This window comes from Riemerella anatipestifer, assembly GCF_009670965.2.
Taxonomy (GTDB): domain Bacteria; phylum Bacteroidota; class Bacteroidia; order Flavobacteriales; family Weeksellaceae; genus Riemerella; species Riemerella anatipestifer_B.
The window spans coordinates 889,469-916,248 of the sequence record NZ_CP073239.1; the positions used below are offsets into that span (position 1 = coordinate 889,469).

Sequence of the window (26,780 nt, forward strand, 5' to 3'; positions counted from 1 at the left end):
TATGTAGCTGGTATTGCGAGTCATAAAACTGTGACAAACATATCACCTTTTGTGGAAGTATGCAAGTTTTTAGAACATTTTTAAATATTTAGTAACTCAATTGTAAGTTTATCGGCTTTAATCTTATGGCCAATCGGCATAAAAAAATCTTTTAGCAAACCGCTAAAAGATTTTTTTATCACTTTGTATTTATCATCTAAACCAACTGATGTTTTACCAAATATTCTGCAATTTGTACCGCGTTGGTAGCCGCTCCTTTTCTTAGGTTATCTGCTACAATCCAACAGTTAAGCGTGTTAGGTTGAGAGCTATCTCTTCTTAATCTACCCACAAAAACATCATCTTTACCTTCGGAGTATCTTGCCATAGGATACAGATTTTGGCTCAAATCGTCCTGAAGCGTTACGCCGCTAGTGTTGGCTAGTATTTGTTTTACCTCATCTAAATCAAAATCGTTTTCAAACTCTATGTTTACGCTTTCAGAATGTCCACCTTGCACAGGCACTCTTACCGCTGTAGCCGTGAGGTTAAAGCTATCATCTCCCATAATTTTCTTAGGCTCACGCATTAGTTTAAGCTCTTCTTTGGTGTAGCCTTCATCAGAAAACACATCGCAATGTGGCAAAGCATTTTTGAATATTTCATAAGGGTAAACCTTCGGAACTGATGCTTCCCCACCTTCTACGGAAGTTCTAATTTCATCATTAAGCTGGTCAACCGCCGCCTTACCTGTCCCTGTAACCGACTGATAGGTGGATACCACCACTCTCTTTATTTTGTACTTTTTATGCAACGGATTAAGCACCATTACCAACTGAATTGTAGAACAGTTTGGATTAGCAATAATCTTATCGTCTTTGGTTAAAACCTCTGCATTTATTTCTGGAACTACCAATTTTTTAGTAGGGTCCATTCGCCACGCTGAAGAGTTATCCACCACAAAAGAACCCACTTCTGCAAACTTAGGAGCCCACTCCAAAGAAGTACCACCACCTGCGGAAAATATCGCAATGGCAGGTTGCTTTGCTACGGCATCTTCCATAGACACAATAGGATATTCTGCTCCTTTAAATTTTATCTTTTTTCCAACTGATTTTTCAGACGCTACGGGAATAAGCTCCGTTACAGGAAAATCTCTTTCTTCCAACACTTTAAGCATCACTTGTCCCACCATACCTGTAGCACCTACTACTGCTATTTTCATATCTAATTTATTCTTTATTTGTTTTAGCACCAACGCTCTAAAACACCGTAATTATTGATTTTTTAGAGCGTTGATTTAATTATTTTTAAACCTAACTTTTTACCCCAAAAGTCTATCAAAAGGGAACCTCAACAAGAATAAAACTACCGCTAACAGCCCCATAATAACAATACCAAAGTTAAGAGTTTCAGAAGTTTTAATTTTCTTGTTTACTATCGTCATCAGTACAGCGGCTACCAACATCGTTACAGGGTGTTCTACATAAGAAAACCTTAAAACGGCATCTTTCATAATGCCTCCCATACCTATTTCTTTAAGGTAGAACAAAAACTGGGATTTAAAAAACAACATTCCCAAACCTATAAGAAACTGTGTGTGAAACAAAATCATTGTAAATAAGCTGGACTTTCTAAGTAACTTGGATACTTTACCAGAATAGCCAAACATAGCCACCAAAAGTGCTACCACAAATACTGCCGCCGCTAATAAAACTAAATAAGCAAACCCTCTATGAGCGTGCAAAATCATATTTTCCATAACTATCTATTTTTCGGTAGCAAATATAGAAAAAAATCCCAACGAATACCGCTGAGATTTAGTAGAATTGGTGGTTATTCTTCTTATCAAAAATATTTTAGTAACTAAATTCTCCAATGATAGGGTAGTGGTCAGACAGTTCTCTGCTTCTATTCGTTTTCAGAGAAACAGGTTTTATTTCTTTAGTTGAAAAGAGATAATCTATCCTTATCGGAAATTTATAATCGTGAAAAGTAGTTCCTAAGCCTTTGCCTACTTCTAAGAAGCTGTCCGTCATATTTTGGCTTAGATAATAATACTCATAAGAATTAGGAACGGCATTAAAATCACCACCTAAAATCACAGGATAAGGCGATTTTTCTACTGCGTGTCTTATCTGCTCTACTTGAGTCTGGTGAGCTTTAAAGACAGGTAAAAATCGTGCTATTAAACTTTTGGCTTTTTCTTCGGAAACAGTAAGATTCGTGCTTGGTTTTACCATATCTTTATTTAACTCAAAAGGCTTTAAATAAACATTTATAAATCTTATCCGTTTGCCTTTAATTTCGGTGTCTATATAACCCGCATAGCCATTATCTGCATCAATTAGAATTCTCCCAGATTCTATTATCGGTGTTTTAGAATAGAACTCCAAAATGTCTATTTCTTTTCTGTAAGGCATACTTTCTATCTCTTCTTTAAAATCTCCTTTCTCTTGTATTAGAATAATATCAGGAGAGAAAGATTCTAGATGATAGTCTATATTAGCGATACCAGCTTCTGCGGCTTTAATATTAAAACTAACCACCTTGAAATCAAAAGCGTTTTTATTTTCTGTGGAATAGTTAACCCATCTCCTGATAGGCGTTAAAAGCAATGCTAAAGCCAATAGAAAAAATAAACCTCTCTTTTTCCAACTCAAAATCCAAAACAAACATAACAGACAATAGCCTAAAACTAAAATAGGGAAGGCTAAAGACAAAAAATTAAGTTCTGCAAATATTCTTGGCGGAATGTAGGCATTCATCATACACAAATAGAGCAATGCCAAAAGCCCTAAATGTATAATAAATACAATTATTCTAAGAATTTTCATCATTTATCGGGGCTATTACTGTATTCTGAAACGGTTTCTACTCCACATTTTTATAAGAATATATCCTACTAATGCTCCGCCTAAATGGGCAAAATGTGCCACATTATCTCCCGCCATTTGGGTAAACCCTAAATAAATAGACCCTGCTATAATGATTGGAAATAGTATTTTAGCCTTTATTGGGAATGGTATAAACAAAATCATAATCCCTGCATTAGGGTAAGCCACTGCGAAAGCCGCTAACACACCAAATATCGCTCCAGAAGCACCTACCATTGGCGTTATTAAAAATTGTTGTAATTGTGCTACCTCATCACTTCTTCCGAAAATAGCTCCTATGTTTAAAGAAGGATTGTTAAGATTAGCTCCTCTAAACACCGAGGCTAAATCTACACCTTGCTGATGCAGACTGCTCGTAAGCTGATAGAAGTGATAATAGTTCCAAACATTAAATAGAATGAACGCTCCCAACCCACTAAAAAAGTAGAGTGTAAGGTATTTCTTCTCACCTAAAACCCTTTCTAAAACAGAACCAAAGCTCCATAAACCTATCATATTAAACAAAAGATGCGTAAACCCTCCGTGCATAAACATATGTGTAATGATTTGCCAAGACCTAAAGTTAGGCGACAAAGGGAAATAGGCAGGTAAGAAATTCTCTATTCCTGCTGGTAAAAAGTAACCTAGTATAAATACAACCACATTGATGATGATAAGGTTTCTAGTGATTGGTGGTATATTCTGAAACATCATTTTTTAGTTTTATCAATTTTTAATTTTATTCTTCAAGTCTTCCAGTGGCAGGGCAATGTAACATTTTTTTCCTGATGATGTATATTCAGGAAACCCCAAATCCGAGAAGTCTTTTATCATCTGCTCTACTTCGGTTTTATAGAAGAAATCAAAGCGAGATTTAGCGTTAAGCTTCGTCCATTGATTTTCATAGTAAGCCATAAACTCTTCCTCGGTTTTATAGTCTAACACTTCAAATAGTTTCTCCAAAAACTCATTGACTTGCTTCTCCTTCAATCCGTTAGGTACGGCGTTTATTCTCAAAACATTGTCGTCCCCAAGTTCCATTTCAAAGCCTAATTGCGGCAAATATTTCTTTATGGAACGGTATTTATTTTTCTCCATTTCGTTGAGCAGATACTCTATGGAAAAAAGTAATTTTTGACCTACGCCTGTTTCTTTTTTCTGTTTTCTTCGCTCGCTAACAACCACAGAGTGCATTCTCCCCAAATCTAGCATAAGCGTATCTTCTCCTCGGTTATAAAGCCAATAGCCATTAGGTAATCTCATTAAATCCTCATCAAAGTCTTCATCTTCAAATAAATTGATTTTAGAAGGCTCTGCCGTGGTAATATTTTGGCTATAAAACTCTGTAAGAGCAATGCTTTCAGAAGGTTTTACACGCTCTTGCTGAAACGGATTATAATCTCTATCTACCTGTATAGACGGTGCTTTGTAGGTACTATTACTAATGGACGGCGTAGCTTTAGGATAATGACTTTGCAAACCTAAAAGCTGACTTTGGTTTTCATCTTTATCAAAATCTAAACTAGGGGACACATTATAAACACCCAAAGATTTTTTTATCGTAGAGCGAATAAGAGCGAAAATAAGGGCTTCGTCCTCAAATTTAATTTCGGTTTTTTGTGGGTGTATGTTTACATCTATTTTCTCTGGGTCTATTTCTAAATATAAGAAAAACGACGGATTGTAGCCCTGCTGAAGTAGCCCATCAAACGCTTCCTGAACTGCCTTGTTAAGATAAGCACTTCTAAAAAACCGACCATTAACAAAGAAAAATTGCTCTCCTCTTGATTTCTTAGCTCCTTCTGGTTTTGCAACATAACCATTAAGTTTTACCCAATCTAAATCTTCTTTTATAGGAATAAGTAAAGGCTGAAGTTTCCTACCAAATATATCTACAATTCTCTGTAAAAGACTTGCCTTTCTGAGTTTGAAGATTTCCTCATCGTTATGATAAAGCGAAAATTCTATATCCTCATGAGCCAATGCCACTCTATGAAATTCATCTATAATATGTCTAAACTCTACATTGTTAGACTTTAAAAATTTACGCCTAGCAGGTACATTATAAAATAAATTTTTAACTGCAAAATTAGACCCTTCCGAAGTTTGTACAGCCTCCTGAAATTGCAATTCTCCGCCTTCTATATAGATATTAGTACCTACAACATCTTCCTCTTTTTTAGTTTTCAGCTCTACTTGTGCCACCGCCGCTATGGAGGCTAAGGCTTCGCCTCTAAAACCCTTAGTAGCAATCTTAAAAATATCTTCGGTAGCGTAGATTTTAGAAGTGGCGTGGCGTTCAAAAGCCATTCTTGCGTCAGTTTCGGACATTCCCACACCATTATCTACTACTTGTATCAAGTTTTTGCCAGCTTCTCTTATGATGAGTTCTACCTTAGTTGCCTTAGCATCTATAGCATTCTCTATCAACTCCTTTACTACAGAAGCTGGTCTTTGCACCACCTCACCTGCTGCAATTTGGTTGGCTACATAATCTGGTAAAAGTCTAATAATATCTGCCATAAACTCACTTTATCCGCCCCAAAAATAGGCATAAGATTTTTAGCAAAAAAACGTATTTATTTTGATTTTTATTATTTAATAATAATATTAAGTATTTAATATTAAATCATCAAAATGAATTATATAAAATATAAAAAGTAAAAAATCTTTTATGAATAGGGAATTATTATCATATTTTACCTCTAAAAAAATCTTTAATAAAATTACTAACTTTGTAAAAAATTACAAAGAATGCATTATAAAAACTATTTTCTAATAGCAAGTCTTTGTGCTATTACACTTTTCAAAGCTCAAAATCAAGCAGAACTCTACGACCCTTACACTCCAGAAAATTTCTCTGTGAGCAAGGAAGACCCTGCGTGGTTACAACTTATTATAGATAACCCTAGTGGTATTAATTTTTTTGAAATGGAAAAAAAGTTTGGCGAATGGCTAGACAACGACCCTGATGCTAGAAGAAAAACTCCAGAGAAAAAACCTGCCGTAAACTTCTACAGAAGATGGCAAAGAGCTTACAGACCTTTTGTAAATAGCAATGGCGAGATTGTACTTCCTACCAAAAAAGATTATTTCGCCAGATTAGATAAGCAAAATCTAGGAAATAATCAAAAACAAATCAGGAGAAGTAAACGAGAGCTAACCACTTTTAACACCAGCTATACCTCAACAAAAAAATGGCGTAATATAGGTCCTAATTCTACTGCAAGAAACACGCCTAATCCTGACTCAGAAGGAAGATATTATGTAGAATCTTATGATTACCATGCTAATGTTTTTAGAATAGATGTATTCAAAAAAGACCCTAATATACTCTATTCTGGAGCGGAAACTGGAGCCGTATTCAAAACCATAGACAAAGGGCTAAATTGGACAGCTTGCGCTCCCTCTTATAACTTCGGAACTAATATCACTGCCATTAGAATAGACCCACAAGATTCAAACACCGTATGGGTAGGCTCTACTTCTGGATTGTTTGTAAGTAGTGATGGAGGAAATAATTTTAGAAGAATAGAAAATATTACTACTACTGTAAACAGTATAAGAATCAGTGATGATAGGAAAACCGTAACTGTAACTACAGGAGAACAACATAAATTTAATGGTAGTCGCCCTAATACAAAAGTAGATGGTTTCTTTATTTCGGAAGACGGAGGGGTATCATTCCGCAAAGTCATGAGTGGGATTTTCTACGATCATGCACTAAAGCCTAATAATTCTAACACAGTTTATCTCTATGGAAGAAAAAATACCAATTGGCACTCCATGTTATATATTTCTTATGATGGTGGTAGAAATTTCGCAACAGAGGTAGAAGTAGCTCCATTAGCCAGACCAGGACGATTAGCTGTAAGCGATGCAACTGGGGGAGAAGACTATCTTTACGCTTTAGTTAATGTGGATATGGCTGGGTATAACTATGGGCAACCGCGTATTTTACAAAGTAAAAATGGAGGACTAAGTTGGACTGATAAAACCACAATTACAGGCAACCGTAATGAATATCAAAATACCTTCTGCCCATCACTTGACGGAAGACAAGGTGGACAAGGCTACTACGATATGATGATAGGTGTTTCTGGAACTAATCCTGAACATGTTATTTTTGGATTATGTAGTGCTTATCGCTCATTAGATGGAGGGTCTGGAGGATACTATGAAAATGCCATTGGTGGTTACTGTTTCGGAAATTTTAGAATACATGCCGATATGCAAGACATTGCTATCTCAGGGGACGAAGTTTGGATTGCCAACGATGGAGGTATTAAATACTCTAATAATTTCTTTAAAAAAGATAGTAATGGCAAGATCACAGGAGAAGACCGAATAAAAGGTATTTATGCGAGTGATTATTATGGGTTTGGACAAGGTTGGAATGAGGATGTAATGGTAGGAGGCAGATGGCACAATGGAGATGCCGTAATGATGGAAAACTATGAAAACGGAAAAGCGGTCTATGTAGGAGGCGTAGAGCAAGCTACAGGTTATGTGATGGTAAGCAACCCTAAAAAAGTCTATTTCTCTGATGCAGGGATGTTTATTATGCCTGATAGAATAAATGGTCGCGTAGAAAATCCTCCTCTTATTTTTCTCAAACAACCTTACGAAACTTTGAGGGCTAATGGATTTTTTGGAACAGATCCTCGCTATGCCAAAAGGATTTTATACCATCCTAAAAAAGATGTTTGGAATGCCTCTATGCAAATTTGGGAAACACCTGATGAAGGGCAGACCTTTAAAATGTTACATGATGCCAAAGACAACATATCTAATGTAGAATTTGCCCGTTCTAACCCCAATGTCATCTATGCTTGTGGACAAAATTTCATTTATAAATCTATAGATAATGGTATTACATGGAAGCAAATCAATATGCCTCAGTTAAATGGTTTTTTTCCAAATATTACCATAGATCCTAAAGACGAAAATAAAATATGGATAGTACAAAGCTATACTTCAGGTGGAGTAGCTTATAGCGAAAACGGTGGAGAAACTTGGGTAAAACCATTAGAAAATAATCCCACTATGAATAAAATCGCCTTCCGTTGGGTAGTATTAGCAGGCGATGAAACCAATGGCGTTTATTTAGGATCTGATGAAGGCTCTTATGTCTATTACAAAGATGATACTATGAACGATTGGATAGATTACTCACAAGGATTGCCACCAGCAGCAAGGCTCACTCGTTTGGTACCCTTCTTCAAAGAAGGAAAACTAAGAGCAGCGACCTCTCAAGGTATATGGGAAATTCCTCTATATAGAGAAACCTTTAAGCCTATAGCACAACCAATAGCAGTAGACCTGTCCAACGGAAATTTAACCAACTCCAATCTACCTGTTCAGTTTGAATCTTACTCTATTGTCAACCAGAATGGTGCTACTTGGGAGTGGTCGTTTAATCCAGAACCTTACTCTGTGAGTAATAAAACAGCGAGAAATCCAAGAGTAGTATTTAAATATAACGGAAACTATGATGTTACTTTAAAAGTAAAAACACTTCAAGGAGAACATTCACGTACTATACCTAGTATGATTACCGTAACCAATGGAGAAACTAGACCTATTGTACCAGAAACTCCTGTTGCACCAGAAAAGAAAGTATGCATAAAACCACCATACCTCAGTATCGGTCTGCCTACTAAAGTCATGATTTCTACTCTTAATCATGGTGATCAAACACCAAAGGATTCCAAAGGCGGATTTATAAAACTAATGTCAACCAATAAACCTTTTGTTATTACAAGGCTCACAACGGAAGAAAGAGACCAAATAACCGATCCTAAAGAGGGTATGCTCATATGGAACATCTCTAAGCAATGCTTGGAGCTGTATAAAGACTTTGGTTCCGGCGTAATGAAATGGGAATGTATTACCCAAGGTTGTAACGAATAAAAAATAATGATATGAAGATAGTATTTACCGGCATTGTATCTATTTTGTTAAATCATTGGTCTATTGCACAAGTGGCGATAGACAAAAGCACTTTAAGAAGTACAAGCTCTATTTTGGAGTTCAACGATATGAAAGAAACTAATGGCTCTGCTAAAGGCATTATACTACCAACATTATCAGACCATTCTTTGGTACAGCAGGGCGCTTTATGGTTTGATTTACAAAACCAAAAAGTGATGTATAAATCTGCTACAGCAAATGTCCCCCTTACAACTGCAGCTCCTAATCCAGCAGTTGTTTCTACCTATACAGGAACAGAAAATACGGGAATAGAAGGAGTGATCATTAGACGTACTACAGAAAATTCTTCCTCTGACGACCCTGCGGTTTTGAAATTAGACAGTAAAAGTACTGCTTTACTACTACCTTATATCAACGATGTAACTACCGATTTGGCAAGCCCCGAAGCGGGTACTATTGCTTACGATGGAAAGAGCAAATCTTTAGCTATTTTCAATGGTGAACATTGGTATTTTTGGAATTAATATTAAACCCTATAATATAAATTATATGTACAAAAAAGTATTATTATTAACCTGTTTTTATGCCTCATTACTGATGGGGCAGCAGCAAGAACTCTACGACCCCTACACCCCAGAGTATTTCTCGGTAGGTAAGGACGACCCTGCATGGTTGAAACTCATTGTAGATAACCCAAGTGGGGTAAATTTCTTTGAAATGGAGAAAAAGTTTGGCGAGTGGCTAGAAAAAGATCCTGATGCTAGAAGAAAAACTCCAGAGAAAAAACCAGCTGTAAACTTTTACAGAAGATGGCAAAAGGCATACAGACCTTTTGTAAATGGCAACGGTGAGATTGTACTCCCTACCCAAAAGGATTATTTCGCAAGATTAGACAGGCAAAACCAAAGAAGTAATCAACTACATGTTAAAAACCAACGAGGTGGTTTAACTACTTTGGGAACAACTCCCACAAATACAAAAAAGTGGCGTAGCGTAGGACCATTTACTACTGCTAGAAATACACCAAATCCTGATACACAGGGAAGATATTATGTAGAATCTTATGACTCTCATGCTAATGTCTTTAGGATAGATGTTTCTAAAAGCAACCCTAACGTTCTCTATTCTGGAGCAGAAACTGGAGCAGTATTTAAAACAGTAGATAAAGGACTAAATTGGACGGCCTGTGCCCCCGATTACAACTTTGGTGAGAATATAACCGCTATCAGAATAGATCCTAACAATGCAGATATTGTATGGGTAGGTTCTACTTCAGGACTATTTGTAAGTAAAGATGGAGGAAATTCTTTTGAAAGAATTAGTAATATTACAACTACTGTAAATAGTATAAGAGTAAGCGATGACAGCAAAATAATTACTGTTGCTACAGGAGAACAACATAAATTTGGAGGAAGTAACATCAACAGACAAAAAGATGGTTTTTACATATCGGAAAATGGAGGCTCTACTTTCCGTAAAGTAATAAACGGTATTTTCTATGACCATGAGTTAAAACCCAAAGACTCTAAAGTAGTCTATCTACTCGGAAGGAAAGATTTCAATTGGTATTCTACACTTCATATATCCTACGATGGTGGAAAAACCTTTAATAAAGAAGTTACCATAATACCCTCGGCTAAGATAGGTCGTTTGGCTGTAAGCGATGCCCCAAACGGAGAAAGCTATCTCTATGCACTTATTAATATAGAAAAACAAAACTATTCTTATGGTCAGCCTCATATTTTACAAAGCAAGGATAGTGGGCTCAATTGGACGGATAAAACAACCATAACAGATGAAAGATACGACTATAAAAACACTTTTTGCCCATCGATAGACGGAAAACAAGGGGGGCAAGGTTACTATGATATGATGATAGGCGTTTCAGGAAACAATCCCGAACATGTCATATATGGTATTTGTAGTGCTTATCGTTCTCTAGACGGAGGAGCAGGAGGTTACAAGGATATTACCATAGGAGGTTACTGTAATGGTAATTTTTCTATACACCCAGATATGCAGGACATTGCTATTGCGGGAGATGAAGTTTGGATAGCCAACGATGGAGGTATTAAATATTCCAACAACTTCTTTAAAAAAGATGATAATGGTAAAATCACAGGAGAAAATCGTGTTAAAGGTATCTATGCTAGTGATTATTATGGATTTGGACAAGGGTGGAACGAAGATGTGATGGTTGGTGGAAGATGGCATAATGGCGATGCAGTGATGATGAAAAGTTATGGTGAAGGTAAAGCCGTTTATGTAGGAGGAGTAGAGCAGGCGACAGGTTATGTGATGGTAAGTAACCCTAAAAAAGTTTATTTTTCTGATGCTGGTATGTTTACTATGCCAAGCAATATTGATGGTAAAGTAGTTTCACATTGGTCAGTATTTAATCAAAAAGCTCCTTATGAAACATTAAGATCTAATGGATTCTTTGGTACAGATCCTCGCTACGCACAAAGAATTTTATATCACCCTAAGCGAGATGTATGGAATGCTTCCATGCAAATTTGGGAAACACCAGATGAAGGGCAAACATTTAACTTAATTTTTGATGCTAACGATAATATTTCCAATGTAGAATTTGCCCGCTCTAATCCAAATGTCATCTACGCTTGTGGACAGTATCACATACACAAATCTGTAGATAATGGGAAAAATTGGGAACAATTACAAATGCCTACTTATGATGGTTTTTTCCCAAACATTACGATAGATCCTAAAGACGAAAATAAAATATGGCTAGTAAAAGCCTACAATCCTGGTCTCGTATATCATAGCTCAGACGGCGGACAAACTTGGAAAAATGCCTTAGAAAACGATGCAGAAATGAAAAATATAGCTTTCCGTTGGGTAGTATTAGCAGGCGATGAATATAATGGCGTTTATTTAGGCACAGATGTAGGTTCTGCCGTTTACTACAAAGACGACACTATGGATAAATGGATCAACTATTCCGATGGTTTACCTCCTGCGGCAAGGCTTACCCGTTTAGTGCCTTTTTTTAAAGAGGGGAAACTAAGAGCGGCAACCTCTCAAGGAATATGGGAAATACCTTTATATAGAGAAAATTTTGTACCTGTGGCTCAACCATTAGCCACCAATATCAGTAAGGCTCAATTAGCAAATGCCGATATGACGGTAGAGTTTGAATCTTATTCTATTGTGAACCAAAATGGAGCTACTTGGGAATGGTCATTTAATCCTCAACCTCATTATGTGAGTGATAAAAATGCCAGAAACCCTAAAGTGATTTTCAAATACAACGGCGAGTATGATGTTACTCTAAAAGTAACTACTCCTGAAGGCACACACAGCAAAACCATCGAAAAAATGATTGTGGTAAACAATGGAGTTCTTGGGACTAACGAAACGCAAGAAGCAAGCACCCCTAAGAAAATCACAGTGTATCCTACCTTATTGAACCAAGGTGAGGCGCTTCGCGTTAAATTAGGCGAACCGAGAGAGAAAGCCCAATTCCAGATTTACAGTGCCAGCGGTGCTTTGGTGAAAACGGTAGAAATAGACGCCAACGCTTCTAAGGAAATCACCGTTCCAACGCAAGGATTACAAAAGGGAGTTTACCTCTTCCAATATTCTACTTACAGCTATGTACAGCGTGGTAAATTTATTGTAAAATAAATATCCATATAGTAGTAAAATCGCCCTCTATTATGATAACAGAGGGCGATTTAATTATAAACTTAGCCTTATAATATTTATTTCCAACTTCTGTTGTCTTTAATATCAGATCTTTTTACTCCTTTATTGATATTATAAGCAAAACCAACACCTAAAGTTTGTCTCATCTGAGTTTTTCTGATTTGATTGTGGTCGTATAATAAATCAAGTGTAATTACTGAAGAAACATACTTATTAATCTTCATATTAAGTACTCCGTTGTATCCTAACACCAATCTTTCAGGGTGATTAAGGTAATCAGAAAATACAGAAGCTGTATTAATAAGCGACATATTCTCCATCAGTTGTATCTTATAAATAGCTGTTCCCAAGAAACCAAACTGGAATAGAGAAGAATCTCCATCATGTTTTAAACCAAAATTACCTGCTCTTTGTAAATCTTTATCCAATACCAAAGTCCATCTTGCGTTAGCAGGTCTTAATGTTGCTGTAAAGTTTTCATTAGGTCTGTAAGTAAAACCTGCACCAACCATTACATAACCTGGCGCCATAAAATTAGATATTTTTTTAGCAGAAGGGTCATTACCATTCTCATATCCAGGAGCAAACTGAGTTTGTAAACTAGCTCCAGCAGATGCATACCAATTTTGAGAAATCTTTCTACCATAGTTAGAAGAAAGGTTGATAACATCTTGAGTTTTTCTAGTACCTACACCTTTAGTATTATTTTGTCCATAACCTAATACCACTATGTTCTCCCAAAGGTCTTTACCTTTTTCATAAGTCATATTATAGTTAGTACCTGCTAGCCAACCCACATTATTAGCTCCACCACCTACCCAGTTAGAGAAGGCCGCTTGGTTAAGCATAAGTGTGTTTTGCCCTACTATAGACCAATGTTTAGTACTATCTGATACCGTTTCTTGTGCTGATGCTACCGTACTCACAACAGCCAACGCCATAAAAAGTGTCTTTTTCATTCTGTATTATTTTCGAGGAGGCAAAAGTACAAAAACCTTTTTTAAAATATACAATTGTATTTTATTTTCAACTACTTAGCTAATATATTTTTAAAATTTTATTATACTAATCACACTTGTATGACCTGTAAAAATTCATATTTTAATTTTACTCACAATTACAAATAGGTTATATCTAATATTATCAATATTGATAATCAGTCATATAAATAATTCATACACCTGTAAATATCACAATTACAAATAAATATTTCTATATGGATAAGTATGTTAATATCTTTTAATTCTATTGTGGATAAGATATAAAAACTAAGTCTTAGAATTTTAAAATATTTTTCATATTGCTACATTTTGAAACATTATCCAAATCAAATTTTATTTTTTTGAGGGAAGATTTTTAAAGTTTTTCCATGTAATAATTATCCCAAACCATACTAGTTTATAATTATCCACATTATGTTAGTAAGCACTCAAAAAGGTTAATTTATAAGTCTTTACATTGTCTATAAAATGTTAATTAAGTACCTATGATGTGTGATGAAAAATAAGCGAAATATTTATCCACAAAATCACAACACTTAACAACATACAACAATCTTCTTTTTATAAATATATATCTAAAAAATAATGTTATTGATGAATGTTGCTCGTGTGGATTGTGAAATATTTGTGGCTAAAATTTTAGTTTTTCAGACAGATAAATCTTAAATTTGTGAGTCGTTAAAAATTAAATAGAAGTAATTATGAAAACCATTAAAGACTATAATTTCCAAGGGAAAAGAGCCGTTATAAGAGTGGATTTTAATGTACCTCAAAACGAAAAACTAGAAGTTACAGATAATACTAGAATACAAGCCGCAAAGCCTAGTATAGATAAAATACTTAACGATGGTGGTTCGGTGGTTATCCTAACCCATCTAGGGCGCCCTAAAGGACAAGCAAACGAGCAGTTTTCTCTAAAACATATTCTTCCAGAAGTTTCTAAAGTATTAGGTAGAGAAGTTAAGTTTTGTCCCGTAACAGTAGGAGAGGAGGCAGAAAAAATGACCGCCGAATTAAAAGCAGGAGAAGTATTATTGATGGAGAATGTGCGTTTCTACGAAGGAGAAGAAAAAGGAGATAAAGCCTTTGCAGAATCACTTTCTAAATTAGGAGATGCTTATGTAAATGATGCCTTTGGTACTGCCCACAGAGAACATGCTTCTACGGCGGTTATTGCAGAGTTTTTTCCTTCAACTAAGTTTTTCGGTTTGTTGATGGAGAAGGAGCTAGAAGCTATAGATAAAGTATTAGGTTCTGGAGAAAGACCAGTAACTGCTATACTTGGAGGTTCTAAAGTTTCTACCAAAATTACCATTATAGAAAATATATTACCAGCCGTAGATAACCTTATTATAGGAGGAGGTATGGCATTTACATTTATTAAAGCCCAAGGAGGACAAATAGGAAATTCTTTGGTAGAAGAAGATAAGATGAGCCTAGCTTTAGAAATTTTACAAAAAGCAGAACAGCAGAATGTAAAAGTTTATCTACCCGTAGATGTGATAGCTGCGGATAGTTTTAGCAACGAGGCAGAAACTCAAGAAGTAGATTCTAACGAAATACTAGAAGGTTGGATGGGCTTAGATGTAGGAGCAAGAACTAGAGCACTTAATAATGATGTTATTATGAATTCTAGAACGATACTTTGGAATGGTCCATTAGGAGTATTTGAAATGTCTAATTTCTCTGCGGGTACAGAAGCCTTAGGAGACAGCATTGCAGAGGCAACTAAACAAGGTGCATTCTCATTAGTAGGTGGAGGAGATAGTGTGGCATTCGTAAAGCAGTTTAATTATTCTGATAAAGTATCTTATGTTTCTACAGGAGGCGGAGCTATGTTAGAGTCATTAGAAGGGTTAGAGCTTCCAGGGGTAGCAGCTATCAATAAATAATAAAAAAGGAATACTTTTTGTAATAACAGAGACAAATTAATTTAATTAAATAAAAAACTATGAAAAAATCAATTTTAAGTTTAGTATTGGTAGGAGCAGCATTAGCTTTCACTTCTTGTTGTAAAGATAAATGTGAAAAAAGTTGCAAAGAAACTTGCGAAAAGAAAGAAGCTGTTGCTAGTGATAGCGCTAAAGTAGAAAACCAAGAAGTTGCTACAGTAGTTGCTGAAAATGTTTTAACTCAAAATGTAGGTAAGTATCCTAAAGATTTAGGACTTCTTGATAAGAGTGATTTATCTGAAAGAATTAAAACATTAACAGGAGATAAATACGCTGAAATTGTAGCTAACTTTAATGTAGAAACACCAGTAGTATCTGAAAATGATGTATATAAAACTACAGGTTGTAAAAAGAATAGTTGTTCGGATTATATGACTACTATTTTATACGATAAGAAAAATGATAACCTTAATGTACTAGTTACAAGCAACGATGCTGTAGTTAAAGAATACAATGAGAAAGGAAAAATAAATTATACAGAAACATTAAAGTCTAAATAATTTATCTTATCACTGAAAATAAAATAGACCTCAGAAATGAGGTCTATTGTGTTATTAAACACTAAAATTCTCTACTTGGGAAAGATATTTATGTTTTTCAGTTTCTGGGAGGAAAGAGTATTTAAAACTATTACTTACTAGAGTTTTAATATCATTTTGGTTTAAATCTAAGGCATTTGCAGTTTGTATAAAGTTTTCGTTGAGATAACCTCCAAAGTAAGCAGGGTCATCAGAATTAACGGTAACTTTAAGCCCTAACTCAAGCATTTTTTTAAGTGGGTGGCTATCTAGATTTTCTACCACTTTAAGCTCCAAGTTAGAGAGCGGACATACCGTGAGAGCCATTTCGGTTTCTACCAATCTATTTATCAACTTTTCATCAGATAAGCAGTTATTTCCGTGGTCTATTCTTTTTATTTTGATAAGGTCTAGAGCTTCCCATATATATTCAGCTGGACCTTCCTCTCCAGCGTGAGCTACAGGGATATAACCTTCCTTTACAGAGGCTTCAAAAACTCTTTGGAATTTAGAAGGTGGGTTACCTCTTTCCGAAGAATCTAATCCCACAGCAGTGATTAGAGGTTTGTAAGGAAGAGATTGCTCCAGAGTTTCAAAAGCATCTTCTTCAGAAAGATGTCTTAGATAACTCATTATGAGTAGGGAAGAGATGCCATATTTGCTTTGAGCTTCCTCTCTTGCTTTTTGGATACCACCGATAACTGTCCCAAACGAAACGCCTCTTTTAGTGTGGGTTTGAGGGTCGAACATAATTTCTGTATGCACAATGTTTTCTTCTGCACACTTATTAAAATAAGCCATTGTAAGTTCGTAGAAGTCTTGCTCGTGGAGAAGCACACTTGCCCCTGCATAATAAATATCTAAAAAGTCTTGAAGACAAGAAAACTGATAGGCTTTCTTGACTTCCTCTACCGTTTGATAAGGAATTTTAACTTGGTTTCTTTGGGCTATTTTGAACATTAGTTCTGGTTGAAAACTTCCTTCGATATGGAGGTGAAGTTCTGCCTTGGGTATTTTTTTAATGTATTCTGTGATGTTCATAATATTTTATTTTAAATAAAAAAGGGAACAAATGTAGTGATTTTGAGTATTTATATTATTAAAAAACTGATATTATTACTTTATTTCACTGACTTTTGTACTTGTTTTTTTGGAAAAATTAAATAGTGATGAGCGAAAGTATTGTAAGTACAGTGATTTAGCGATAAATAAAAATTTGCATAATAGACACATAATGTATAAATTGCGACAGCTTAATTTTATAATAGGAACTGTATTAACATAAATTTTGACATTATGAAGAAAACAATTATTACTGTTTTTTCTTTGTCGTTGGTGCTTTGTGGAAACGAAGTCTATGGACAAAGGAAAAAAGATTCTACGAAAACAAGAGAAATTGAGGAAGTAGTAGTAGTGGCTTATGGTAAGCAAAGGAAAGAAACGGTAGTAGGAGCAAATGCCGAAATTAAAGCAAAAGATTTAGCTCAAAGGTCTTTAACTAACGTGGCTCAAGCTCTAGATGGGGCTACACCTGGGGTGCAAGTTTCTACAAGTACGGGACAACCTGGAAGTGGTCCAGCAATTACAATCAGAGGATTTAGTTCTATAGGCTCAAATAATAGTCCTTTGTTTATAGTAGATGGAACTGTTTATAACGGAAATATAGCCAATATAAACCCTGATGATATAGAATCATTAAATATATTAAAAGATGCGGCTTCAACTTCTTTATATGGATCTAGTGCGGCTAATGGAGTAGTTATGATTACTACTAAAAAGGGAAAAAGAGGAAAATCTCAGTTTAATTTTAGTGCAAGTACTGGTATCTCTATGAGGTCTATTCCTGAATATGATCGATTGAATGCAGCTCAGTATTATCCAATAGTATGGGAAGCTATAAGAAATGGGCAAATTTATAGCCCTAGTAATTCAATGTCATTAGCGGATGCTAATGCGTACGCTTCTAGAACATTGATACCTGATGTTCTGAAGAATAATGTATATAATGTTGCTGATGATCAATTAGTAATAGATGGAGTTTTAAACCCTAATGCATCTTTAAAATATGATGATTTAGATTGGCAAAAGGAATTTTTTAAGGTAGGTATGAGACAAAACTATGATTTCAATTATAGTGGAGGAACAGATAAAACTACTTACTATGCATCATTTGGATATCTTAAGGAAGATGCTTACGCTTTGAGTTCAGACTATGAAAGAATTTCAGCTAGATTAAATATAGATACTCAAGTTAAAGATTGGTTTAAGGTAGGTACTAATTTGGCTTATTCAAATTCATTTTCTAACCAAGCTATAGATGGAGTAGATAATAATAATTCTTATGTTAATCCATTTAATTGGACTAGAAATATAGGACCTATTTATAGTGTTTATGCCCATGACCCAATCACTGGAGGATATATATATGATAAAGAAGGTAATCGTATCTATGATGCAGGAGATAAGAGAGGAGCAGGTGCAGCTGGAGGTAGACATGTCATTCAAGAAACATTACTGAATAGAAATTATGATAAAATATATAATGTTAACTCAAGGTTTTTTGGAGAGTTTAAATTGTTACCAGAATTAACATTTACTACCAATGTAGGTTATGACTTGAGAAATTATAAAGGAATAGCCTATCGTAATAAAATTATAGGTGATGCAGTACCTAATGGGGCGGCATCAAGAACTGTTACAGAATCACGTACAATTACCTTTAATCAGTTACTTAATTATGATAAATCTTTTGGACGTCATAATTTGAATGTATTATTGGGACACGAAAATATTTCTTACAAATATGAGTATGTTTATGGTCGTAAGACAAATCAGGTAGTTGATGGGAATGATGAGTTAGTTAATTTTGTAACACCTACCAATTTAACTTCTTATGATATGATTTTACCTAAGGAATCCTACTTTTCTAGGTTAAACTATGATTATAGCAGAAAGTATTTACTTTCTGCCTCTATTAGAAGGGATGGATCTGCTAGATTTCATAAAGATATCCGTTGGGCTACATTTTGGTCATTAGGGGCAGGATGGAGAATAGACCAAGAGAATTTCTTAAAGGGTAATTCTACAATAAGTCAATTAAAGCTTAGAGGATCTTATGGGCAAGTGGGTAATGATGGTAGTTATAGTACAGATGTATCTTATTATGCTTGGCAACCTCTCTATAGTTTAGGTTATAACAATGGAGATTATGCAGGAGTAATGATAAATAGTGTAGGTAATCCACAGTTAACATGGGAGAGCAATACACAATTAGATTTTGCTTTAGAGTTTGGTTTATTTAATAATAGAGTAACAGGTAGTGTAGAATATTATAAGAGAGGAACAGATGGCCTTATCTTATCTGTGCCAAAACCAGAATCTTCAGGTATTAGTACTCGAGATGAAAATACAGGAGCTTTAGTAAACTCGGGGATAGAGATAGCACTTAATATGGATATCATTAGAACAAATAACTTCAAATGGAATCTAAATATTAATGCTTCCACTCTAAATAATGAAATTACTAAATTTCCTCAGGAGGAAAGAATAGTTGGAACTAAAAAATATATGGTAGGAAAATCTATATATGACTACTGGTTAAGACAATGGTATGGAGTAGATCCTGCCGATGGTATGGGGTTATTCTATGCTTCCGATGAAGCTATAGCTAAAGGAGGAACTACTCTTAGAGAAATAAATGGAGTAAAAGTAACTACAAACCATAATGATGCAAAGTATGACTATTCGGGAAGTGCTATTCCTAAGCTTTTCGGTAGTTTCGGAACTATGTTTAAGTATAAATCAGTCTCTTTATCAGCATTATTCACTTACCAATTAGGGGGTAAGACTTATGATACTAATTATGCAGGTCTTATGAGTGCTTATCCTCAGGGAGATGCACTTAGTACAGATATACTTAGGAGATGGCAAAATCCAGGAGATATAACAGATGTACCTAGATTAGATGCATCTAATTATCAAAGTGTAGGAGTAGGTTCTAGCAGATGGTTAGTTAGTTCAGATTATATTACTTTAAGACAAGTAACATTATCTTATGATATGCCTAGAGAGATTGTAAATCCGATAGGAGTTAACAATCTTAAGATATTTGTTAATGGAGAAAATATATGGTCGAAAACGGCTAGAAAAGGTTTAGAACCCGCACAAAGTTTTACAGGTGTCACAGCTAATAGATTCACACCTGCTAGAATTATTAGTTTTGGTTTTTCTACTAATTTTTAATTTTTTAATAAGCATACAACAATGAAAAAATTTTTAATATATACGTGTTTTTTAGGAGCATTTTTAACTGCAGAATCTTGTAGAGACTCTTATCTTGACACAGTTCCTACTAGTGATATTTCAGCAGAAAGCATTACTCAAACAGCAGATAACATGATGCTTTCTATAAATGGTATGCATAGAAGTATGTATACTAGACAGGATAGCCAAGGACAATCAGGGCAATCAGGTATTATGATTATAATGGATGCCTTAGGGGATGATTTAGTATTTCCTAGCGTGGGTAATAGTTGGTATATATCTTCTGTAAGATGGTTGGGTCATCAAGATGAAAATTCTTCTGATGCTCTATATCCTTGGAAGTTTTATTATAAACTTATAAGAAATGCTAATGTTTTGATAAAAGATGGTAATGATGCTTCAGGGAGTGAAGTTACTAAAAAGAACGCTCTAGGTCAAGCTTATGCCTTTAGAGCATTTTGTCATTTTCAATTAGTACAATTATATGCTAAGAGATATGATGGAACACCCAATCCTAAGGGTATTCCATTAAGATTAGAACCTACTGATGATCCACTAGCAAGATCTTCAGTAGAGGAAGTTTATAAACAAATTAATGCTGATTTAGATAAATCAATAGAGCTTTTAAACGGAATTAGTAGAGTACATAAGTCACACTTTAATGTTGAAGTAGTAAGAGGTATCAAAGCAAGAGTAGCACTGGTTTTAGGAAATTACAAAGAGGCTGCCGAGCAGGCAAAACTAGCAAGACAAGGTTTTACTTTAATGAGCAATAGTACTTACAAGGCTGGTTTTAACAGCTTAGATAATCCAGAATGGATTTGGGGTAGCTCTATTAAAGAAGATCAAACAGCCTATTTTGCTAATTTCGGGGCTTATATGTCTAGAAATTTTAGTTCTACTAATATCAGACAGAATCCAAAGGCTATGAATAAGTTGCTTTACAGCAAATTTCCTAGCACAGATGTGAGAACGCAAGTAGTGGATCCTACAGGAAAACACCTAAGTTTAAGTTTACCTTCCAATTTTGCTAAGTACCCTTATACCAGTCAAAAATTCTTAGCAGTAGGTACTGGAGATAGTAGAATGGATGTGCCTTATATGAGAGCTGCTGAAATGTATTTAATAGAAGCAGAGGCTCTAGCAAGATTAGGCAAAGAACCTGAATCTAAGGTTGTATTTACCGAATTTTCTAAAAACAGAAATCCAGCTTATGTAGCTACTACTGCTACAGGAGAAGCTTATATCAACGAAATATTAGACAGCCGCCGTATAGAACTGTGGGGAGAAGGCTTTAGATTTTTAGATTTAAAGAGACTTAACCAACCTCTTAACAGAACAGGCAGCAATCATAATAGTGTTGTAGTTAATAATGTATTTGAGGTATCAGCAGGGGACTCTCGTTGGACTTTCTTGATACCTAGAAGGGAGTTAAATGCAAATCCTCTTCTCGAACAGAATTAATGTTATAAAAAAACACCCTAAATTTTTAGGGTGTTTTTATTTTATAACACTTATAAAAGCTATGATTATCGTTAAAACCCTCCTTTACGAGTAGGCTCTTTAATTTCAGGCCATTCGTATTGTTTTCCTGTAGTTGGGTTGATTGGTAAAACCATCTTTTCACGATTGCTTTGTTCAGGGTCTTCACTCGCCATATAGGTCATTGTAGCGATGAGTGCCACATTGTGCTTTAAATCATCAAAAACTATTTTATCGTAAGTATCTCTATTGGTATGCCAAGTATAAGTACCGTATGACCAGTTTAAAGAGCCTAGCATAAAGGCTGGTACACCAGCGGCTACAAAAGAAACATGGTCGCTACTTCCGCCACTTGCAGAGCCAGGGAAGGTGTATTTTAATTCCTTTTTGATGTATTCAGGTGCAGGAGCAATCCATTTTTGGAGGTAATTGTAGGCGTGCACAAAGCCCGAACCATTGATGTATTGTATCCTACCAGTACCGTTGTCTTGGTTAAAAACAGCTTGTATTTTAGGTAATTTATCTTTGTTATCCGATACGAAAGCACGGCTGCCATTTAGCCCTTGTTCCTCGCTTCCCCATAGACCAACTATAATAGTTCTTTTAGGGTTAGGATAGTATTTTTTGAGGATACGAGCTACCTCCATCATAGTAATAACGCCAGTACCATTATCCACCGCACCAGATGCACCGTCCCAAGAATCTATGTGGGCAGACAAGATAACATATTCGTCTTTATGAGTAGTACCAGGGAGCTCTGCTATTGTATTGAAAGTTTTAGCAGTGCCGTGGTTTTTACTTTGAACATTTAGATTGATTTTAGGGCGGTCGCCATATTGTACCATTCTGTAAAGCTGACCATAATCTTCTAACGCAATATCTACAACAGGAATTTTAGATGTGGTAGCATTGAAAATTCTACTAACCCCAAACCCACCACTCCAAGTGGAGGTAACGATGCCTACTGCACCTGCTTCCTCGATAGGTTTCTGAATAGTGCGTGCTGTATGGTCAATGGTTTTCATAGAAGCAGCCCACTCTTTATTTCTTTTTTCAGATTCTTCCTTATATTTTTTGTAGGATTCTTCTGTAGCATATTCTTTCCAGTTATAATCAGGTCTTCCGCTAGGTTCGTATGGGCTAATCATTACAATTTTTCCCTTTACCCCTTTTAAAAAAGTATCAAACTCGGCTTTGGTTTTAAATACAGGCATTGTAATAAGTTCTGCTTCCACTCCATTTTTTGTTGTAGCAGGGCTGAATGCCAGTTGTCTCCCTTCCAAAGATTTGATGTAAGGCTGTGTAAGGGTGATTTGAGAAGTACCTCTTTCCCAAGAACGCCACTCGCCCCAAGGTTCATTTTTTGCTGAAATTCCCCAAGATTTGAATTGGTTTACCGCCCAATTGTGAGCTTGTTGCATTTTTGGGCTTCCTACCAATCTTGGTCCTATTTTATCAATTAGCTCGTATCCTAGTTTTTCTAATTGAGAATTTTGATAGGTTTCATTTATCATTTTTTCTACAATAGGGTGGGAGGTTTGAGCGAAGGCTACTGTCGTGATAGAAAACAACAAAGTAGCACTCATAGATTTTAAAGTACACTTCATAGTCTTTAGTTTAAAATTACTCCGTGAAAATAAGAATTATTTTTTAGAGGTTATAATAGCTTCTGCATAATAAATTTTAAACTAAACCAAAAAACGGCAAAAAAACGACTTTAATAAATAGGGTAAAAATCCATTTTCTAATTTTTTTTGACTATATATATCAAACTAGAAAAACCTCCCGTTTTTGATGCTTTAAAATTAGAAATTGCTCCGTAGATACCTCCAAAAAGCCAAAAAAGTTTATTTTTTTTGTATTTTTCGCTAAGTATAGAAATATAAAACGCATCAAGTAGGAGAGGTGCTATTTTTTTTATTTTAAGTTGTTCTTGTTGCATTAGTGTTTCCATTCCTTCTCTTGAGAAATGAAATAGGTGTCTAGGTACATCATAAGCAGCCCAAAAATCTTGGTATCTTTCGGCATCGTAAGATTTATAATTGGGAACAGCAATAATGAGTGTTCCATCAGGTTTTAATTTTTGCTTGAATAAATCTAGTATTTCTTTCTGATTTTCTATATGTTCAAATACGTGCCATAGGCTTATAATGTCTAATGTATTATCTTCTATTTCGTTCAGAGAGTCTATAAATTTTGTTTTAGAACTTTTTTTCTTAGCGAAGTTTCTAGCTTTTTCGTTGGGTTCGTATCCGTAAGTAATGTATTTATTTTCTAGGGATTTTATAAATTCACCTGCTCCACAACCGTAGTCTAAAATTTTACAGTCTTTAGAATCAGGGGAGGAAAGATTTTCCCTGACAATTCTAGCTTTGTATTTAATGTTGAAACTTTGTATAAATTTATAAACAAATTCCTTTAAACTACCACTGTCCTGATGATGGGAAATGTACTTATCACTCTCATAATATTTACCGATGTTTTCAGGTACGGGATATGTTTTTAAGATACCTTTGATAGAGGTTTCTTTAATTTCAAAAATCTCTTGAGAAAGAAAATGGTCTTTTATCTTCATATAAATTCTAATAAAAACTCGTTGAATGTTTCACGTGAAACATTCAACGAATGTAAATATCTATCTTCCTAAAAATATAAGTAACACATTGATGTCAGCAGGAGAAACGCCACTTATTCTAGAGGCTTGTGCTATGGTTTTAGGTCTTATATTATTGAGTTTTTGTTTAGCTTCGGCAGAAAGACTATTGATTTTTGTAAAATCAAAATCTTCGGGGATTTTGATGTTTTCCAATCTGTGTAATTTGGCTACATTTTCTTTTTCTTTTTCTATGTAACCTCTATACTTTATATTGATTTCTGCTTGTTCTCTTACTTCGTCCGAATAGTTTTTGCTTGTATTTTTTATATCTTCTATCTCTTCCAAAAGCTCTAACTTCATATTAGGTCTGGTAAGAATTTGTGAGGCACGGTAGGCTTGGTCTACAGGAGAAGATTCTATACTTTCAAGTATAGGGTTAATTTGTTTTGGTTTTAAGGAATAATCCTTTAAGAAGTCTTCTAATTCTTCGCTTTTCTTTATTTTATCTTCAACTTTTTGTAGTCTTTCTTCTTTTGCAAGACCTAGTTTATAAGATTTTTCTGTTAAACGAATGTCTGCATTGTCTTGTCTAAGTAACAATCTATATTCTGCACGAGAGGTAAACATTCTATAAGGTTCCTCTGTACCTTTGGTGATGAGGTCGTCTATAAGTACACCTATATAAGCCTCATCTCTGTTGAGAATAAAGGCTTCTTTTTCGTGTACTTTATTGTGAGCGTTGATACCTGCTATAAGCCCTTGTCCTGCGGCTTCTTCGTAACCAGTAGTTCCATTGATTTGCCCTGCAAAATAAAGGTTTTCTATGATTTTGGTTTCTAGGGTATGATTAAGTTGTGTAGGAGGGAAATAGTCGTATTCTATAGCATATCCTGGACGGAATACTTTTACATTCTCAAAACCAGGAATGTGTTTCATAGCCTTTATTTGTATGTCTTCGGGTAGGGAAGAGCTGAAACCGTTTACATAGATTTCAATGGTTTTCCAACCTTCGGGTTCTACAAATAGTTGATGTCTGTTTCGTTCTGCAAAACGATTGATTTTATCCTCTATACTTGGGCAATATCTAGGTCCGAGGCTTTGTATAGTCCCGTTGAACATAGGGCTTCTGTCAAACCCTGAACGGAGTATATCGTGTACAATTTCGTTGGTGTAAGTAATGTGGCAAGAGCGTTGTTTGGTAAGTTTTGGCGTGTCTAGATAGGAGAATTTTTGAGGATTTTCATCTCCGGGTTGTTCTTCCATTTTGGAGTAATCCAGTGTTCTTCCGTCCACTCTAGGAGGAGTTCCTGTTTTCATTCTTCCTGCGGTAAATCCTAAATCTACAAGCTGCTCGGTAATGCCGAAGGCTTTTGGTTCGCCCATTCTTCCGCCGCCGAGTTGTTTGTCGCCAACGTGGATAAGTCCATTAAGGAATGTGCCATTGGTTAATACTACGGATTTTCCTTTTATCTCTATCCCAAGTGAAGTGATGACCCCTGCAACTTTGTTCCCTTCTATGATGAGCTGTTTTACCATATCTTGGAAGAAGTCTAGGTTAGGTGTGTTTTCTAGGGCTAATCTCCATTCTTCTGCGAAGAGCATACGGTCGTTTTGAGTTCTAGGCGACCACATTGCAGGTCCTTTGGATAGGTTGAGCATTTTGAATTGTATGGCAGATTTATCTGCTACAATACCACTATAACCTCCCATAGCGTCTATTTCTCTTACGATTTGCCCTTTGGCGATACCTCCCATAGCTGGGTTGCAACTCATTTTGCCTATGGTTTCCATATTCATCGTAATGAGGAGTGTTTTGGAGCCTAGATTGGCTGCTGCTGCGGCTGCTTCGCAACCTGCGTGTCCTGCTCCTACTACTATAACATCATATACTTCGTTTATCATTATATGTATTTGTTTCTTATCTAAATTTAAAATGTTTCACGTGAAACATTTTTGTTTTTCACAGTTTTTGTAACTAGCCCCGATGGTAGCGGATACCCCGCAGTGAAGCCGCGGAACGAAGTGGAGCGGCGAAGCGAGGAGTATGAGCGTACAGCGGGAAATAGCTTCTAAAAAAGACAATTATTTTAAAAATAGATTGATATAATGGTCTTCTTTGTTTCGCATTTCTTTGATGTCTTCTTCTGTTTTGTCTTTGTATCCGCAGAGATGTAGAACGCCGTGAGCTAATACTCTCAGGAATTCTGACTGATAGTCTTTGGATAGGGTAGAGGCATTGTCTGAAATGCGCGGCAAAGATACAAAAATATCGCCTGATATGGTGTTTCCTCTAACATAGTCGAAAGTAATAATATCAGTGTAATAATCGTGTTGTAAATGTTCTTGATTTATTTTGAGTAGATACTCGTCATCACAAAATATATAGTTTATCTTACCTAGTTTTTTGTGTTCTGATAAGATGATTTGCTCTAACCATTTGCTGATGTCAGTAGATATACTAATGGGCTCTATTTCTTCAAAAAAGAATTGTATCATTTTTAATTAAGTTT

General features: G+C 35.4%; 18 protein-coding genes. 7 read left to right on the forward strand and 11 right to left on the reverse strand.

What is annotated here, in order from left to right; all coding sequences use genetic code 11:
• Positions 1–196: 196 nt before the first annotated feature.
• The 5 genes from asd to mutL form a co-directional block, all read right to left on the reverse strand.
• Positions 197–1,204, reverse strand: coding sequence for an aspartate-semialdehyde dehydrogenase (gene asd / locus D1J36_RS04145; RefSeq protein ID WP_064968488.1), 1,008 nt, complete (start codon positions 1,202–1,204; stop codon positions 197–199).
• Between the two features lie 99 nt (positions 1,205–1,303).
• Positions 1,304–1,741, reverse strand: a complete 438-nt coding sequence (locus tag D1J36_RS04150) for a hypothetical protein (protein WP_052911005.1) — start codon at positions 1,739–1,741, stop codon at positions 1,304–1,306.
• Positions 1,742–1,838: 97 nt separating this feature from the next.
• On the reverse strand, positions 1,839–2,819 hold the full coding sequence (locus D1J36_RS04155; RefSeq protein ID WP_154137330.1) for an endonuclease/exonuclease/phosphatase family protein: 981 nt from the start codon (positions 2,817–2,819) through the stop codon (positions 1,839–1,841).
• A 12-nt stretch (positions 2,820–2,831) separates the two neighbouring features.
• Entirely contained in the window at positions 2,832–3,566 is a 735-nt protein-coding gene (locus D1J36_RS04160) for a rhomboid family intramembrane serine protease (RefSeq protein ID WP_052911027.1), read from the reverse strand.
• Between the two features lie 15 nt (positions 3,567–3,581).
• Entirely contained in the window at positions 3,582–5,378 is a 1,797-nt protein-coding gene (gene mutL, locus D1J36_RS04165) for a DNA mismatch repair endonuclease MutL (protein ID WP_154137331.1), read from the reverse strand.
• A gap of 231 nt (positions 5,379–5,609) precedes the next feature.
• On the opposite strand from mutL, the gene D1J36_RS04170 reads away from it, so the two are divergent.
• From D1J36_RS04170 to D1J36_RS04180, 3 genes are read left to right on the forward strand one after another with little or no spacing between them, the layout of a single operon-like run.
• Positions 5,610–8,768 (forward strand): VPS10 domain-containing protein, encoded by a 3,159-nt coding sequence (locus tag D1J36_RS04170; protein ID WP_252339430.1) that lies wholly within the window; start codon positions 5,610–5,612, stop codon positions 8,766–8,768.
• An 11-nt stretch (positions 8,769–8,779) separates the two neighbouring features.
• Positions 8,780–9,313, forward strand: a complete 534-nt coding sequence (locus D1J36_RS04175; RefSeq protein ID WP_154137332.1) for a hypothetical protein — start codon at positions 8,780–8,782, stop codon at positions 9,311–9,313.
• Positions 9,314–9,338: 25 nt separating this feature from the next.
• On the forward strand, positions 9,339–12,437 hold the full coding sequence (locus D1J36_RS04180; RefSeq protein WP_185147740.1) for a T9SS type A sorting domain-containing protein: 3,099 nt from the start codon (positions 9,339–9,341) through the stop codon (positions 12,435–12,437).
• A gap of 77 nt (positions 12,438–12,514) precedes the next feature.
• Here the strand turns inward: D1J36_RS04180 and D1J36_RS04185 are convergent, their stop codons facing one another.
• Positions 12,515–13,417 carry a DUF3078 domain-containing protein gene (locus D1J36_RS04185; RefSeq protein ID WP_154137334.1) on the reverse strand — a complete coding sequence of 301 codons (903 nt, stop codon included), beginning with the start codon at positions 13,415–13,417 and terminating at the stop codon, positions 12,515–12,517.
• Positions 13,418–14,160: 743 nt separating this feature from the next.
• Between D1J36_RS04185 and D1J36_RS04190 the strand changes: the two genes are divergently transcribed.
• Together D1J36_RS04190 and D1J36_RS04195 are read left to right on the forward strand one after the other, a co-directional pair.
• Positions 14,161–15,351, forward strand: a complete 1,191-nt coding sequence (locus D1J36_RS04190; RefSeq protein ID WP_154137335.1) for a phosphoglycerate kinase — start codon at positions 14,161–14,163, stop codon at positions 15,349–15,351.
• Between the two features lie 59 nt (positions 15,352–15,410).
• The gene (locus D1J36_RS04195; RefSeq protein ID WP_014937801.1) at positions 15,411–15,911 is read left to right on the forward strand and encodes a hypothetical protein; all 501 of its coding nucleotides are present in this window, start codon (positions 15,411–15,413) and stop codon (positions 15,909–15,911) included.
• Positions 15,912–15,965: 54 nt separating this feature from the next.
• On the opposite strand, the gene D1J36_RS04200 is transcribed toward D1J36_RS04195, so the two are convergent.
• Complete coding sequence (locus D1J36_RS04200; protein ID WP_154137336.1) at positions 15,966–16,970, reverse strand: adenosine deaminase; 1,005 nt, start codon at positions 16,968–16,970, stop codon at positions 15,966–15,968.
• A 255-nt stretch (positions 16,971–17,225) separates the two neighbouring features.
• Here D1J36_RS04200 and D1J36_RS04205 point away from each other — a divergent pair, with 255 nt between their 5' ends.
• Both D1J36_RS04205 and D1J36_RS04210 read left to right on the forward strand, forming a co-directional pair.
• Entirely contained in the window at positions 17,226–20,171 is a 2,946-nt protein-coding gene (locus D1J36_RS04205; RefSeq protein ID WP_154137337.1) for a SusC/RagA family TonB-linked outer membrane protein, read from the forward strand.
• Between the two features lie 21 nt (positions 20,172–20,192).
• Complete coding sequence (locus D1J36_RS04210; RefSeq protein WP_154137338.1) at positions 20,193–21,656, forward strand: RagB/SusD family nutrient uptake outer membrane protein; 1,464 nt, start codon at positions 20,193–20,195, stop codon at positions 21,654–21,656.
• Between the two features lie 71 nt (positions 21,657–21,727).
• Here D1J36_RS04210 and D1J36_RS04215 read toward each other — a convergent pair whose 3' ends face one another.
• From D1J36_RS04215 to ybeY, 4 genes are all read right to left on the reverse strand, one after another.
• Entirely contained in the window at positions 21,728–23,281 is a 1,554-nt protein-coding gene (locus D1J36_RS04215; protein ID WP_154137339.1) for a M20/M25/M40 family metallo-hydrolase, read from the reverse strand.
• 137 nt (positions 23,282–23,418) lie between these two features.
• The gene (locus D1J36_RS04220) at positions 23,419–24,249 is read right to left on the reverse strand and encodes a class I SAM-dependent methyltransferase (protein WP_154137340.1); all 831 of its coding nucleotides are present in this window, start codon (positions 24,247–24,249) and stop codon (positions 23,419–23,421) included.
• Between the two features lie 60 nt (positions 24,250–24,309).
• The gene (mnmG, locus tag D1J36_RS04225) at positions 24,310–26,172 is read right to left on the reverse strand and encodes a tRNA uridine-5-carboxymethylaminomethyl(34) synthesis enzyme MnmG (protein ID WP_154137341.1); all 1,863 of its coding nucleotides are present in this window, start codon (positions 26,170–26,172) and stop codon (positions 24,310–24,312) included.
• A 180-nt stretch (positions 26,173–26,352) separates the two neighbouring features.
• Positions 26,353–26,766 carry an rRNA maturation RNase YbeY gene (gene ybeY, locus D1J36_RS04230; protein ID WP_154137342.1) on the reverse strand — a complete coding sequence of 138 codons (414 nt, stop codon included), beginning with the start codon at positions 26,764–26,766 and terminating at the stop codon, positions 26,353–26,355.
• Positions 26,767–26,780 lie beyond the last annotated feature (14 nt).